Source organism: Streptomyces roseolus (assembly GCF_014649855.1).
Lineage (GTDB): Bacteria > Actinomycetota > Actinomycetes > Streptomycetales > Streptomycetaceae > Streptomyces > Streptomyces roseolus.
Window position 1 is genome coordinate 144,110 of record NZ_BMTV01000002.1, and the last position, 14,552, is coordinate 158,661.

Below are 14,552 nucleotides of genomic sequence, written 5' to 3' on the forward strand. Positions count from 1 at the left end.
CTTACGCGCCCCTGCCACTGTACGGCGGCGCGCCGCGAACCCGACGGGCAGGTGGAGACGGGCGGGGCCCCGACCGCTGTCAGCGCGAAGTGGCAACGAGGGTTCCGGTTCCTCACACGATCGGATGAATGTGGGGCGAAGCTGGCGGTACGGGCCGGGATGACCGCTACATTCACGCCGTTCCATGAGGGTCGAAAACGGGCTGCCACCTGCGCCCGAAGGCAGGAGACCGCACAGCCGATGACGGAACGACCACCGCAGCGCGTCCCGAACCGCCAGCTCGCCGCGCTCATCGCCGAGGCCGGGTTCTCCAACGCCGGGCTCGCCCGAAGGGTGGACCAGCTCGGTCTGGAGCACGGGCTCGACCTGCGGTACGACAAGACCTCCGTGACCCGCTGGCTGCGCGGGCAGCAACCGCGCGGCACCACCCCGGCCCTCATCGCGGAGGTCTTCACCCGCCGCCTCGGCCGCCGCCTCACCGCCCAGGACCTCGGCCTCGACGCCTGCGCGCCGGTCTACGCCGGCCTGGAGTTCGCCGCCACCCCCGAGGAGGCCGTCGACATCGTCAGCGGCCTGTGGCGCAAGGACTCCGGCAGTCACGCCGAACTCCGCAAGATCGCCTTCACCCCGGCCGGCCTCGTCGTGCCCAGCCGCGACTGGCTCATCGGCCGCGCCGACGACCGCGTCGCCCGCGGCGAGCCGGTGCCCCCGCCGCCGGTCCGCCCGGCCGCCCCCGGCGGACCGGTCCGCCCGGTCGGGACCCAGGACCCGCGGGTGCCGCAGCAGGGCCGCTACTCCGTCCCCCGCCAGCGCGGTACGGAACGCGGCCCCGGCCAGCGCGTCAGCGCCGGCGACATCGCCGCCCTCCGCTCCGTCGGAGACCTCTTCCGCACCCTCGACCACGCCTACGGCGGCGGCCACGCCCGCCAGGCCCTCGTCCGCTACCTGGAGCACGAGGCCGAACCCATGCTCCGCGGCACCTACGGCGAGACGACCGGCCGGCGCCTCTTCGCCGCCGCCGCCGACCTCACCCGGCTCGCCGGCTGGACCTCGTACGACATCGCCGCCCACGGCCTCGCCCAGCGCTACTTCGTCCAGGCGCTGCGCCTCGCCCAGGCCGCCGGCGACCGGGCCTACGGCTCGTACGTCCTGCTCACCATGAGCTGCCAGGCCGTCTACCTCGGCCACGGCCGCGAGGCCGTCCAGCTCGCCCGGGTCGCCCAGCAGGGCGTCGGCTCCGCCGCGCCCCCGGTCGTCCAGGCGATGCTGCACGCCGTCGAGGCCCGGGGACACGCCGTCCTCTCCGAGGCCCGCGCGTGCAGCGCCTCCCTCCAGCGGGCCGAGCGCGCCCTGGAGTCCGCCCGGCCCGGCGACGAGGTGCCCTCCTGGGCGCGCTCCTTCGACGAGGCCCAGCTCGCCGACGAGCTCGGCCACTGCCACCGCGACCTCCAGCAGTACCGCCTCGCCGCCCAGCACGCCGAGCGCGCCCTCCAGCTCCGCGCCCCTGGCCACGCCCGCAGCCGGCTCTTCTGCCGGGTCGTCCTCGCCACCGCCCGGCTCGCCCTCGGCGAGCTGGACCAGGCGTGCGCGCTCGGTGCCGAGGCCGCCCAGCAGGCCGCCGAGATGCGCTCGGCCCGCGCGATCGAGTACGTCCGCGACTTCGAGCGCCGCCTGGAGCCCTACCGCGACGCCCCGCCCGTCCGCACCTACCGGGACCGGGTCTCCGCCCTCGGCTGACCGGCGCCCGGCGCGTCAGGCCGCCGCCTCCTCCGCCTCCTCCAAGGCGACCGCCGGTCGCAGCCCCAGGTCGGCGAGGACGGCGTCCGCGGCGCGCTCGCCGGAGGCAAGCGTGGAGCGCAGGGTGCCCGCCGCGCGGTGGTCGCCGCAGACGTACAGGCCCGCGAGGAGCCGCACCGACCGGCGGGGGTCGTGCCCCGGGGGAGTCGCCAGGACCGCGTCCCGGGTGTGGTGCAGGGCCAGCAGCTCCCAGTCGTCCGTGGACGCTCCGTACAGCGCCGCCAGGTGCTTGCGGACCCGCCGCTCGGCGTCGTCCGGCGGCGTCCCGAGGACCGTCGAGGTGATCAGCGGCCGGCCCGCCGGCGCCCGCGTCGGGTCGACCGCGCTCATCACCGCCGTGTGCGCCACCGGCCCGCCCGGGTCGGACTCCAGGAGCAGCACGGGGTCCGCCGTCGGTGCCACCGGCGCCGTGTGGTGCACCACCGTCACCGGGTGGTACGCCGGGACCCGCAGGCCCGGCAGGAGCCCGGCGGCGCTCCGCGCCCCGGTCGCCAGGACCACCGCCCGGCAGCCGACCGTCCCGTGCTCCGCCGTGTCGACCCGGGCCACCGAAACCGCCGAGACCCGGACGCCGGTCCGCACCGTGCCCGGCGGCAGCAGCGCCGCGAGCCGTTCGGGGACCGCCGCCGAACCGCCCTCCGGCACCGACACCCGTCCCCGCGCGAAGGCCCGCAGCGCCAGGTCCGCCCGCCGGCTCGACACCGCGAGGTCCGGGTCGGCGAGGAGCGCCGCGAGCAGCGGCCGCAGCACCGTCTGCACGGTCCTGGCCGGCAGCCGGCCCGCCAGCGCCTCCCGGGCGGTCCGCTCGGGCCGGGCGAGCAGCCGCTGCGTCGGCGTCGCCGCGAGCCGCACCAGCGAGGCGCCGAGCCGTGCCTGGTCCAGGGACGCCGCCGGATGCCGGGGGGCGTTCGCGAGGGCGCGCGCCACGGTGAAAGCGCCCCTGCGGTTCCTGGGGTGCGGGGCGCCCCAGCGCGCGTACCGCCCGTCGGTGTGGAGCAGCACCCCGGGCGCGAAGGGCCGCGGCACCACGCCGCCGAGCCCGGAGAGGGCCCGCAGCTCCTCCGGGGCGAGGGTGAGCAGCCGGCCCACCCGGTCGAGCCGGAAGCCGTCGGCCTCGCCGGTGGCGTGCCGGCCGCCGATGTGCGGCTCGGCCTCCAGGACGGCGACCGAGAGTCCCGCCCCGGTGAGCCGCCGGGCCGCCGTGAGCCCGGCGATCCCCGCGCCCACGACGACGACGTCGACGTCCTCGATGTCGCCGGTGTGCTGTGCCGGTGCCTGCTGTGCGCTGCGTGCGGTACTGAGCACGTGCCCCTCCCCAGGTCTGCGCCGCCTGTTGGTGGCCTATGCCCCCAACCGGCCCCCGGAATGCCCGAGTTCGCGATCCGTGTCGACTGGTGGCCACCGAGGGTAGGCAGCGCTCCCACGGCACGGGGCCCGCGCGCGGCGGGCTTGCCGGAGCACGGGGGAGCGCAGGGAGCGCTCGGGCGCGGCTCAGCGGGGCGCGGCGGCCCTGATCGACGCGTCGATGGTGGGGAAGGCGAAGGAGAAGCCGGAGGAGAGCAGGCGCTGGGGCAGCACCCGCTGGCTGCCGAGGACGTCGGCGGCGAAGTCCCCGAGGACCAGCTTCAGGGCGGCGGCGGGGACCGGGAAGGGGGTCGGGCGGCGCAGGACGCGGCCCATGGCGGCGGTCACCTCGCGGTTGGTGACGGGCTCGGGGGCGGTGAGGTTCACCGGGCCGGAGAGCGACGGCGTGTCCATCAGGTGCCGCAGGGCGGCGACCTCGTCGTGGAGCGAGATGAAGGACCAGTACTGCCGGCCGTCGCCCATCCGCCCGCCGAGCCCGGCCCGGAAGACCGGGAAGAGCCGCCCCCAGGCGCCGCCCTGACGGGCCACCACCAGTCCGGTGCGGGCGTACGTCACCCGGATCCCCGCGTCCTCGGCGGGCGCCGCGGCGGCCTCCCACTCCACGCACACCGAGGGCAGGAAGCCGGTGCCGGCCGGGGCGCTCTCGTCCACCGCGCGGCTGCCGGTGTCCCCGTACCAGCCGAGGGCGGTGCCGCAGACCAGCGCCTCGGGCGGCTCGGCGAGCCCGGCGAGGGTCCGGGCGATCGCGGTCGTGCCGAGCACCCGGCTGTCCCGGATCTCCCGCTTGTACGCCTCGGTCCACCGGCGCTCGCCGACGCCGGCGCCCGCCAGGTGCACGACCGCGTCGACGCCGACGAGCCCGGCCCCGTCCACGTACAGCCGCTTCGGGTCCCACTCGACCTCGTCGGCGGTCCTGGCGGGGCGGCGCACCAGCCGCAGGACCTCGTGCCCGTCGGCACGCAGGGAGCGGACGAGGGCGGCGCCGATGAGCCCGGAGGCTCCGGTGACGGCGACGCGCTTGCGGGGGGCGGAAGGCTGCATGGTCCCATCCTGCCCGGTGGGGCGACGGGCGTGGCAGAGTGGCCGCCATGACCCCGCCGGAGAGCTTCGTGATCCGCGCCGCCCTTCCGGGCGACGCCGAGCCGCTGGGCCTGCTGGACCGGGCGGCCTGGTCGCCGCTGCACGCGGTGACGCCCGCGCCCTCGGAGCCGTACCCGCCGTTCTTCGACGAGCGCCACCTGCCGGAGGACTACCTGGTCGCCGAGCTCGACGGCGCCCTCCTCGGGTACGTGCGGGTGGGGCGCCCCACGCCGTTCCCCTCCAACGCCCACGTCCGCCAGATCCAGGGCCTCGCCGTCGCCGACGCGGCCCGGGGCCGGGGGGTGGGCCGGGCGCTGCTGCGGGCGGCCCTCGCGAAGGCGGCCGCCGACGGCGCCACCCGGATCACCCTGCGGGTCCTCGGCCACAACGGACCGGCCCGCGCCCTCTACGAGGCCGAGGGCTTCACCGTCGAGGGCGTCCTCCCCGGCGAGTTCGTCTTCGACGGCGTGCCGGCCGACGACGTCCACATGGGCCGCTCACTCGTCTAGGCCCCACAGCGCCACCCCGCCCATCAGCTCGCGCAGGCAGCGCAGGGCGAGGGCGGCGGGGGAGCCGGGGCCCTCGACGGGGGCGTCGTCGGACTCGGCCCAGCTCTCCAGGGCGATCCGGATCGCGTCGGTGGCGGCCGCCGCGGCGAGCCGCACCTCCAGCGGGTCGGCCTCCGGGCCGGCGAGGGCGGCCAGGACCTCGCGGAGCCGCTCCTCCGACTCCTGGTTGACCCGGTACCAGACCGCGCGCAGCGCCGGGTCCTCGGCGGAGGCGCGCAGCAGCCCCCGGGTCCAGCGCAGCCCCTCGGCCCCGGCCTCGTCGACCGGGGTGAGGGAGGCGGCGATCGAGCCCTCCAGGGCGGCCGCCAGCGGCGTGCCGGGGGCGGTGGCGGCGAGCGACTCCCGCCAGCGGTCGGCGCCGCCCGCGAGGAGCGGGGCGACGGCGTCCTGCTTGGAGCGGAAGTAGCGGTAGAAGGTGCGCAGCGCGACCCCGGCCCGCTGGGCGATGGACTCCGCGGTGGTGCCGTCGGGCCCGTCCTCGCTGAACAGCTCGGCCGCCGCGCGGGCGATGTCCAGCTGGGTGGCGGCTTTGCGGCGCTGGGTGAGGGAGGGTGGCGCGGTCGTCGGCCCGGGTCGGTTGCTCACCGTACGAGGGTACGCCCCGGACCCCTCGGAATGCATGAAATGCAAGGATGGCAAAACGTGCCACTTCGGCGTACGGTGGTCAGCAGGCAAGGAAGCTTGACATCGAGAGGTCGCCGCCATGAACCAGCTCACCCGTTACGAAGGACGCCGCGCGCTCGTCACCGGCGGCGGCTCCGGCATCGGCCAGGCCACCGTCCTGCGCATGCTCGCCGAGGGCGGCCGCGTCGTCGCCGCCGACATCAGCGAGGACGGTCTGAAGGACACCGCCGCCAAGGCCGGCGACGCCGCCGACCGCCTCACCACCGTCGTCGTGAACGTCGCCGACGAGGAATCCGTGCGCGCCGGCGTCGCCGCCGCCACCGCCGCCCTCGGCGGCCTGGACGTGCTGGTCAACGCGGCCGGCGTGCTCCGCTCCTCGCACACCCACGAGACCGGCCTGGACTCCTTCGAGCAGGTGCTCCGGATCAACCTGACCGGCACCTTCCTCATGATCCGCGAGGCCATACCGGCGCTCCTGGAGGGCGACGGCCCCGCCGTCGTCAACTTCTCCTCCACGTCCGCGATGTTCGCCCACCCCTACATGGCGGCCTACGCGGCCAGCAAGGGCGGCATCCAGTCCATGACCCACGCGCTCGCCGCCGAGTACGCCCGGCAGGGCATCCGCTTCACCGCCGTCCAGCCCGGCTCCATCTCCTCCGGCATGACCGACGGCTCCGGCGCCAGCAAGCAGTCCCTGGGCCCCGGCCTCCCCGCCGACGCCGACATGTCGCTCTTCACGAAGCTCGCCCCCGCCCTCGGCCAGGGCTTCGCCGGCCCCGAGACCGTCGCCGGCGTCGTCGCGATGCTCGCCTCCGAGGACGGCCGCTTCATCACCGGCACCGAGGTCCGCGTCGACGGCGGCACCCACTTCTGAGCACCGCCCCCCGGTCCGGGCCCTGCCCCGCGGTCAGGGCCTGAACCGCTCCCACAGCCGGGGCAGCCGGGCCGCCAGCGCCTCCTCGTCCGCCAGGTCCAGCGGCGCCCCCTCCGGTTCGCCCTCCGGCATCGCGATCCCCAGGTCCGGCGTCTCCGTCCCGGTCAGCGTCTCGTACGCCTCGTCCGCCGCGAAACCGAGCTCCTCGCCGTCCCCGTCCAGCTCCGGATCGAACGCGTCGAGCAGCTCCGCCAGCTCGTCCGGATCGGCCACACCGCCCTCGTACACCTCCCGGCCCTGCCCGATCAGCCAGCAGCGGAAGGCGTCGAAGCCCTCCTCGCCCGCCCCCGCCCCGTCGAGCAGCACCGCCGCCGCGCCCCACACGTCCCAGTGGTACGCGCGGTTGAACCGGGCCTCGAAATGGCGCGCGTAGTCGAGCACCGTGTCCGGATCCAGCCGGGTCAGCCGCTCCACGAGCAGATCCGCCTGTTCCTCGGCGTCGCCCTCGGCGTCCGCGCGGGTGGCGTCGATGATCTCCCAGAACTCGGTCTCGTCCATCACGGCACCAGCATCCTGGTTCCCCGACGGCGACGCACCCGGAAAGACCGGATTCCATCCGGACAGAAGATGTCGGGTATTCCTGCCAGCCTGGACCCATGACCACCGAAACCACGCCGCTGCACGGACGGATCTGCCTGGTCGCCGGGGCCACCCGGGGCGCCGGACGGGCCATCGCCGTCCAGCTCGGGGCCGCCGGAGCCACCGTCTACGTCACCGGCCGCACCACCCGCGAGAAGCTCAGCGAGGTCGGCCGCGCCACCGAGACCATCGAGGAGACCGCCGAACTGGTGACCGCCGCCGGCGGCCGGGGCGTCGCCGTCCCCACCGACCACCTCGTCCCCGAGCAGGTCCGCGCCCTCGTCGACCGGATCGACCGCGAGCACGGCCGGCTCGACGTCCTCGTCAACGACGTCTGGGGCGGCGAACACCTCATCGTCGACACCTTCGGCAAGCAGACCTGGGACGTCGACCTCGCCGCCGGCCTGCGCATGCTCGAACTCGGCGTCCGCACCCACCTCGTCACCTCGCACACCGCCCTGCCGCTGCTCAACCGGCACCCCGGCGGCCTCGTCGTCGAGGTCACCGACGGCACCGCCGCCTACAACGACACCCACTACCGCGAGAACCTCTTCTACGACCTCGCCAAGAACGCGCCGATCCGGATGGCCTTCGGCCTCGCGAAGGAACTCGCCGACACCGGCGGCACCGCCGTCTCCGTCAGCCCCGGATGGCTCCGCTCCGAGCAGATGCTCGCCCACTTCGGCGTCACCGAGGAGAACTGGCGCGACGCGACGAAGCAGCTCCCCGACTTCGCCGTCTCCGAGTCCCCGGTCTACGTCGGCCGGGGCGTCGCCGCCCTCGCCGCCGACCCCGACCGCGCCCGCTGGAACGGGCGGTCGCTCGACAGCGGCCGGCTCGCCCGGGAGTACGGCTTCACCGACGAGGACGGCTCCCGGCCCGACTCCTGGGGCTTCATCCTGGCCAAGGAGACCGACCCGGACACCCGGGTCGAGGACTACCGGTAACGCTCGGCCGCCGCCCGCGCCGCCTCGGCGAACCGCGCGCGCAGGGAGGCGGGGGCCACCACCTCCGCCTCCGGGCCGAGCCCGAAGAGCTGCCCGAAGGCGACCTCCTCGTCCTCCACCCGGAGCGTCGCCGTCACCCGGCCGTCCCCGTCCGGCACGGCCCCCGCCAGCGCCTCCTCGGCCGCCGCCCGGTCCGTCACGTGCGGCAGCCGGCGCGCCCCCTCCTCCGTCAGCCGCACCACCACCTCGGCCCGCAGCAGCGAGCGCGCGAACTCCGCCGCGCGCTCCGCCCAGAAGGCGTCCAGCGCGAAGCCGGGGTCGCGGTCGAACCGGTCCTCGCCGACCGTCACCGCCGTGAACCGGTCCACCCGGTAGGTGCGGTAGGCGCTGCCGGCGAGGGCGCAGACGTACCAGACGCCCGCCTTCAGCACGAGCCCGTACGGCGCCAGCTCCCGCTCGACCTCCTCGCCGTCCCGCCGCCGGTAGCGCGCGGTGAGCCACCGGTCGTCCCAGACCGCCTCCGCCACCGCGGGCAGCAGCTCCGGCGTCACCGGCTCCTGGTACCAGCCCGGCGCGTCCAGGTGGAAGCGGCGGGCCGCCGAACCCGGGGCGTCCGCCAGCGAGGGCAGCAGCGCGGCCGTGACCTTCAGCCGGGCCGCCGAGGCCGCGTCCTGGAGCCCCATGTCCCGCAGCGCGCCCGGCAGTCCGGAGAGGAACAGCGCCTCCGCCTCGTCCCTGGCGAGCCCGGTCAGCCGCGTACGGTAGCCGCCGACCAGCCGGTACCCGCCGGCCCTGCCCCGGTCCGCGTACACGGGAACCCCCGCCTCCGAGAGGGCGAGGGCATCACGCGTGACGGTCCGCTCCGACACCTCCAGCTCGGCGGCGAGCTCGGCCGCCGTCATGGAGGCACGGTTCTGGAGCAGCAGGACCATCTTGATCAAACGAGCGGCGCGCATGATCCCATCATGCGCGCCGCCGCCCTTTTTCCGGGCCCGGTTCGCCTCCGGGCGCCTCCAGCGGGTACCGACGGTCGACCGTGCTCGGTCCTTCGTTCCTCAGGACCTGCGCGCTCTCCCCTTCGGCACCCGCGGCGCCCTTCGGCTCACTCGCCTTCCACCGGCCCTTACAGGCCGTAGCGCTCGCGCGCCTCCTTCACGGCCGTGGCCGGGACCTCGCCGCGGCGGGCGAGCTGGGCCAGGGACGCGGCCACGATCGACTGCGCGTCGACACCGAAGTGGCGACGGGCCGCGGCGCGGGTGTCCGAGAGGCCGAAGCCGTCGGCGCCCAGCGACGAGTAGTCCTGCTCGACCCACTGCGCGATCTGGTCCGGGACCTGGCGCATGTAGTCGGAGACCGCGAGCACCGGCGACTCGACGCCCGCCAGGGCCTGGCGCACGTACGGCACGCGCTCCTCGCCGCGCAGGAGGGCGGCGTCCGCCTCCAGGGCGTCGCGGCGCAGCTCGGTCCAGGAGGTGGCGGACCACACGTCGGCGCCCACGCCCCACTCCTCGGCGAGCAGCTTCTGCGCCTCCAGGGCCCAGTGGATCGCGGTGCCCGAGCCGAGCAGCTGGATCCGGGGGGCGTTGGCGGGCAGCGTCAGGCCGGCCGACTCCGCCGTGTTGAAGCGGTACAGGCCCTTGACGATGCCCTCGTCGACGCCCGCGTGGCCCGGCTTGGCCGGCTGCGGCATCGGCTCGTTGTAGACCGTCAGGTAGTAGAAGACGTCCTGGTCCTCGCCCGGCGCGGCCTCGCCGTACATCCGGCGCAGACCCTCCTTGACGATGGCCGCGACCTCGTAGGCGAACGCCGGGTCGTAGGTCAGGGCGGCCGGGTTGGTGGCCGCGATGACGGGGGAGTGGCCGTCGGCGTGCTGGAGGCCCTCACCGGTCAGGGTGGTGCGGCCGGCGGTGGCGCCGACGAGGAAGCCGCGGCCGAGCTGGTCGCCGAGCTGCCACATCTGGTCGGCGGTCCGCTGCCAGCCGAACATCGAGTAGAAGATGTAGAACGGGATCATCGTCTCGCCGTGCGTGGAGTACGCGGTCGACGCGGCGATGAAGTCGGCCATCGAGCCGGCCTCGGTGATGCCCTCGTTCAGGATCTGGCCGTTGACGGCCTCCTTGTAGTACATCAGCTGGTCGCGGTCGACCGGCTCGTACGTCTGCCCCTTCGGCGAGTAGATGCCGAGCGAGGGGAAGAGGGACTCCATGCCGAAGGTACGGGCCTCGTCCGGGACGATCGGAACCCAGCGCTTGCCGGTCTCCTTGTCGCGGACCAGGTCCTTCACGAGGCGGACGAAGGCCATCGTGGTGGCGACCGACTGCGAGCCGGAGCCCTTGTCGAAGGAGGCGAAGGCCTTCTCGGACGGGGCCGGGAGCGGCGCGACCGGGTGGACGCGGCGGGCCGGGGCGGGGCCGCCGAGGGCCGCGCGGCGCTCCTGGAGGTAGCGGACCTCGGGGGAGTCGGCGCCCGGGTGGCCGTAGGGCACCACGCCGTCGACGAACTGCGCGTCCGAGATGGGGAGTTCGAGAAGGTCACGCATGTTCTTGAACTCGTCCGTCGTCAGCTTCTTCATCTGGTGGTTCGCGTTCTTCGACGCGAAGCCCTCACCCAGGGTGAAGCCCTTGACGGTCTGCGCCAGGATCACGGTCGGCGCGCCCTTGAACTCCAGGGCGGCCTTGTACGCGGCGTACACCTTGCGCGGCTCGTGGCCACCGCGCGAGAGGTGGAAGCACTCCAGGATCTTGTCGTCGGAGAGCAGCTGCGCCATCGCGGCGAGCTCCGGGTCCTTGCCGAAGAAGTCCTGGCGGATGTAGGCGGCGTCACGGGTCTGGTACGTCTGCACCTGCGCGTCCGGCACCTCGCGGAGGCGGCGGACCAGGGCGCCGGTGGTGTCGAGCGCGAACAGCTCGTCCCAGGCGTTGCCCCAGAGGGTCTTCACGACGTTCCAGCCGGCGCCGCGGAACTGGGCCTCCAGCTCCTGCACGATCTTGAAGTTGGCGCGGACCGGACCGTCGAGGCGCTGCAGGTTGCAGTTGATGACGAAGGTCAGGTTGTCGAGGCCCTCGCGGGCCGCGAGCGCGAGTGCCGCGGTCGACTCGGGCTCGTCCATCTCGCCGTCGCCGAGGAAGGCCCAGACGTGCGAGGCGGAGACGTCCTTGATGCCGCGGTTGGTCAGGTAGCGGTTGAAGCGCGCCTGGTAGATCGCGGAGAGCGGGCCGAGGCCCATGGAGACGGTGGGGAACTCCCACAGCCAGGGCAGGCGGCGCGGGTGCGGGTAGGAGGGCAGGCCGTTGCCGCCCGACTCCTGCCGGAAGTTGTCGAGGTGCGACTCGTCCAGGCGGCCGTCGAGGAAGGCGCGGGCGTAGATGCCGGGGGAGGCGTGGCCCTGGATGTAGAGCTGGTCGCCCGAACCGTCGCCCTCCTTGCCCCGGAAGAAGTGGTTGAAGCCGGTCTCGTAGAGCCAGGCGGCGGAGGCGAAGGTGGCGATGTGGCCGCCGACGCCGTGCTTGGAGCCGCGGGTGACCATCGCGGCCGCGTTCCAGCGGTTCCACGCGGTGATCTTCCGCTCCATCTCCTCGTCGCCGTCGATGACCGGCTCGGCGGAGGTGGGGATGGTGTTGAGGTAGTCCGTCTCCAGCAGCTTGGGCAGGGCAAGGCCCGCGCCCTCGGCGTGCTGGAGCGTGCGGCGCATCAGGTAGGCGGCCCGGTGGGGGCCGGCGGCCTTGGTGACGGCGTCCAGGGAGGCCGCCCACTCGGCGGTCTCCTCGGTGTCACGGTCCGGGAGCTGGTCGAGCTCGCTCGGAATCTTGCCTACGGGATCGGTCATGATCGCCGCCTTCCGGACAGATGGGGGTGGAGATAAAAACGGTGGCCTTGTCTGGCAGGACAGGGCGAAGGGCCGGGTAGCGGCCCGCCGGAAACTGTAAACCGCCGATCGATGATCGATCAAAGGGTTGAAGGAGGAAACCTCTTCAGATCGAGAAAGTCGGCACAGGGTGCCGTCGAAAAGGGCACCCGGTGCCTTGTTTTCGAACGGTCGGAAAACGCCCGGAGCCCCGCCGAAGCGGGGCTCGCACGCGGGCTCTGACCAGCGAAAACCACTCAGGCGCGGGGAGCGCAGCCCAGCACGTGCGCCTTCACGAGGGCCCCGATGTTCGGATCGCCCCGGCGGAAGGCCTCCACCAGCTCCTGGTGCTCCTCCGCGTACGACTTCTGCACCGTGCCGAGCCAGCGGATCGACAGCGCCGTGAAGACCTCGATGCCGAGCCCCTCCCAGGTGTGCAGCAGCACGCTGTTCCCGGCAGCCTTCACCAGCTCGCGGTGGAAGGCCACCGTGTGCCGGACCTGCGCCGTGCCGTCGGAGGTCGCGTCCGCCTCGTACAGCGCCGCCACGTGCGGTTCGAGGGTCGAGCAGTCGGCGGAGAGCCGGGGCGCGGCGAGCTCGGCCGCGATCTGCTCCAGACCGGCCCGGACCGGGTAGCTCTCCTCCAGGTCGGCCGCGGTGAGGTTGCGGACCCGGACGCCCTTGTTCGGCGCCGACTCGATCAGCCGCAGCGACTCCAGCTCCCGCAGCGCCTCGCGGACCGGGGTCTGGGAGACCTCCAGCTCGGTCGCGATCCGGCGCTCCACGATCCGCTCGCCCGGCTTCCAGCGGCCGCTGACGATCCCCTCCACGATGTGCTCGCGGATCTGCTCGCGCAGCGAGTGGACGACGGGGACGGTCATGGAGCGGCTCCTCCGGGAGTTTCGTGACCCTTAGACAATACGGCGGTGTCCCCGCCCGGACACACATCCGGACGGGGACACCGCTGGTGAGGCTCGTTACGTTGCCTCCGAGGCGGAAAGCCTCAACGCGCCTTACAGACCGAGGTCCACCTCGAACTCGCCGGCCTCCAGGATCGCCTTGACGGCCGTCAGGTAGCGGGCGGCGTCGGCGCCGTCCACCAGACGGTGGTCGTACGACAGCGACAGGTAGGTCATGTCGCGGATGCCGATGACCGTGCCCTCGGCGGTCTCGATGACGGCCGGACGCTTCACCGTGGCACCGATGCCCAGGATGGCGACCTGGTTCGGCGGAACGATGACGGTGTCGAACAGCGCACCGCGCGAACCGGTGTTGGAGATGGTGAAGGTGGCGCCGGCCAGGTCGTCCGGCGTGATCTTGCCGGCGCGCACGGCGCCCGCGAGCTCCGCGGTCTTCTTGGAGATGCCGGCGATGTTGAGGTCGCCCGCGCCCTTGATGACCGGGGTCATCAGACCCTTCTCGGAGTCCACCGCGATCCCGATGTTCTCGGAGTCGAAGTAGGTGATCGTGCCCTCGTCCTCGTTGATCCGGGCGTTGATGACCGGGTGGGCCTTCAGCGCCTGGGCCGCCGCCTTCACGAAGAACGGCATCGGGGAGAGCTTGACGCCCTCACGGGCGGCGAAGGCGTCCTTGGCACGGGCGCGCAGCTGCATCAGCTTGGTGATGTCGACCTCGACGACCGAGGTCAGCTGGGCCTGGCCGTGCAGCGCCTTCATCATGTTGTCGCCGATGACCTTGCGCATGCGGGTCATCTTGACCGTCTGGCCGCGCAGCGGGGAGACCTCCAGGGCCGGGGCGGCCTTCGCGGCGGCCGGCGCGGCCGCGGCGGGGGCCGGAGCGGCCTTCTTGGCCTCGGCGGCCGCGAGGACGTCCTGCTTGCGGATGCGACCGCCGACGCCGGAGCCCTTGACGGTCGCCAGGTCGACGCCGTTCTCGGTGGCGAGCTTGCGGACCAGCGGGGTCACGTAGGCGCCGTCCTCCGCCGGAGCGGCGGCCGGGGCCGGGGCGGCCGGGACCGGGGTGACGACCGCCGGGGCGATCGACGGCGCGGCCGGAGCGGCCGGAGCCGGGGCGGCGGGCGCGGCCGGGGCGGCCGGCGCGGGGGCCGGAGCCGGGGCCGCCGGAGCGGCCGGGGCCGGGGCGGCGGCGGCCGGAGCCGGGGCCGGAGCCGCGGCGGGGGCGGCCGGGGCCGGGGCGGCGGCCGGAGCGGCACCCGCGGCACCGATGACGGCGAGCTTGGCGCCGACCTCGGCGGTCTCGTCCTCGCCGACGACGATCTCCAGGAGGACGCCGGAGGCGGGGGCGGGGATCTCGGTGTCGACCTTGTCGGTCGAGACCTCGAGCAGCGGCTCGTCGGCCTCGACGGTCTCGCCGACCGACTTCAGCCAGCGGGTGACGGTGCCCTCGGTGACGGACTCGCCCAGCGCGGGCAGGACCACGTCCGTGCCCTCGGCGGAACCGCCGCCGGCGGCGGCCTCGGCGGTCGGGGCCGGGGCCGGCTCCTGGACCTCCGTGGACGGGACGGCCTGCGGGGCCTGCGGCGCCGGGGCCTCGGCGGCCGGGGCCGGAGCGGCCTCGGCGGCGGGCGCCGGAGCGGCGGCGGGGGCGCCCGAGCCGTCGTCGATGATGGCGAGCTCGGCGCCCACCTCGACGGTCTCGTCCTCGGCCACCTTGATGGAGGCGAGGATGCCGGAGGCGGGGGCGGGGATCTCGGTGTCGACCTTGTCGGTCGAGACCTCGAGCAGCGGCTCGTCGGCCTCGACGCGCTCGCCCTCGGCCTTGAGCCAGCGGGTGACGGTGCCCTCGGTGACGCTCTCGCCGAGCGCCGGCAGGGTTACGGAAACCGACATGGT

12 protein-coding genes are annotated in these 14,552 nt (G+C 74.4%); 4 read left to right on the forward strand and 8 right to left on the reverse strand.

Going from position 1 to position 14,552, the window contains the following annotated elements:
* Positions 1 to 240: 240 nt before the first annotated feature.
* A complete protein-coding gene (locus tag IE245_RS02740; protein ID WP_189945063.1) occupies positions 241 to 1,737 on the forward strand; it encodes an NsdA family TPR-like regulatory protein in 1,497 nt (498 codons plus the stop codon).
* 15 nt (positions 1,738 to 1,752) lie between these two features.
* Here IE245_RS02740 and IE245_RS02745 read toward each other — a convergent pair whose 3' ends face one another.
* Positions 1,753 to 3,048 (reverse strand): NAD(P)/FAD-dependent oxidoreductase, encoded by a 1,296-nt coding sequence (locus IE245_RS02745; protein ID WP_229851052.1) that lies wholly within the window; start codon positions 3,046 to 3,048, stop codon positions 1,753 to 1,755.
* 240 nt (positions 3,049 to 3,288) lie between these two features.
* Positions 3,289 to 4,203, reverse strand: a complete 915-nt coding sequence (locus IE245_RS02750) for a TIGR01777 family oxidoreductase (RefSeq protein WP_189945065.1) — start codon at positions 4,201 to 4,203, stop codon at positions 3,289 to 3,291.
* Between the two features lie 47 nt (positions 4,204 to 4,250).
* Between IE245_RS02750 and IE245_RS02755 the strand changes: the two genes are divergently transcribed.
* Positions 4,251 to 4,751, forward strand: a complete 501-nt coding sequence (locus IE245_RS02755) for a GNAT family N-acetyltransferase (protein WP_189945066.1) — start codon at positions 4,251 to 4,253, stop codon at positions 4,749 to 4,751.
* On the opposite strand, the gene IE245_RS02760 is transcribed toward IE245_RS02755, so the two are convergent.
* The gene (locus IE245_RS02760) at positions 4,740 to 5,432 is read right to left on the reverse strand and encodes a TetR/AcrR family transcriptional regulator (protein WP_189945067.1); all 693 of its coding nucleotides are present in this window, start codon (positions 5,430 to 5,432) and stop codon (positions 4,740 to 4,742) included. The two genes, IE245_RS02755 and IE245_RS02760, sit on opposite strands and share 12 nt — an antisense overlap.
* A gap of 82 nt (positions 5,433 to 5,514) precedes the next feature.
* Here IE245_RS02760 and IE245_RS02765 point away from each other — a divergent pair, with 82 nt between their 5' ends.
* The gene (locus tag IE245_RS02765; protein WP_189945068.1) at positions 5,515 to 6,309 is read left to right on the forward strand and encodes an SDR family NAD(P)-dependent oxidoreductase; all 795 of its coding nucleotides are present in this window, start codon (positions 5,515 to 5,517) and stop codon (positions 6,307 to 6,309) included.
* Positions 6,310 to 6,342: 33 nt separating this feature from the next.
* Here the strand turns inward: IE245_RS02765 and IE245_RS02770 are convergent, their stop codons facing one another.
* Complete coding sequence (locus tag IE245_RS02770) at positions 6,343 to 6,867, reverse strand: DUF4240 domain-containing protein (protein ID WP_189945269.1); 525 nt, start codon at positions 6,865 to 6,867, stop codon at positions 6,343 to 6,345.
* A gap of 98 nt (positions 6,868 to 6,965) precedes the next feature.
* Here IE245_RS02770 and IE245_RS02775 point away from each other — a divergent pair, with 98 nt between their 5' ends.
* Positions 6,966 to 7,895 carry an SDR family oxidoreductase gene (locus tag IE245_RS02775; protein WP_189945069.1) on the forward strand — a complete coding sequence of 310 codons (930 nt, stop codon included), beginning with the start codon at positions 6,966 to 6,968 and terminating at the stop codon, positions 7,893 to 7,895.
* Here IE245_RS02775 and IE245_RS02780 read toward each other — a convergent pair.
* The 4 genes from IE245_RS02780 to sucB all read right to left on the reverse strand — a co-directional run bounded on the left by IE245_RS02780 (position 7,886) and on the right by sucB (position 14,549).
* Complete coding sequence (locus tag IE245_RS02780; protein ID WP_189945070.1) at positions 7,886 to 8,851, reverse strand: helix-turn-helix transcriptional regulator; 966 nt, start codon at positions 8,849 to 8,851, stop codon at positions 7,886 to 7,888. The two genes, IE245_RS02775 and IE245_RS02780, sit on opposite strands and share 10 nt — an antisense overlap.
* 167 nt (positions 8,852 to 9,018) lie before the next feature.
* The gene (gene aceE, locus IE245_RS02785) at positions 9,019 to 11,721 is read right to left on the reverse strand and encodes a pyruvate dehydrogenase (acetyl-transferring), homodimeric type (RefSeq protein ID WP_189945071.1); all 2,703 of its coding nucleotides are present in this window, start codon (positions 11,719 to 11,721) and stop codon (positions 9,019 to 9,021) included.
* 275 nt (positions 11,722 to 11,996) lie between these two features.
* A complete protein-coding gene (locus tag IE245_RS02790; RefSeq protein WP_031014059.1) occupies positions 11,997 to 12,620 on the reverse strand; it encodes a GntR family transcriptional regulator in 624 nt (207 codons plus the stop codon).
* A 132-nt stretch (positions 12,621 to 12,752) separates the two neighbouring features.
* A complete protein-coding gene (gene sucB, locus IE245_RS02795; RefSeq protein WP_189945072.1) occupies positions 12,753 to 14,549 on the reverse strand; it encodes a 2-oxoglutarate dehydrogenase, E2 component, dihydrolipoamide succinyltransferase in 1,797 nt (598 codons plus the stop codon).
* Between the last annotated feature and the right edge of the window lie 3 nt (positions 14,550 to 14,552).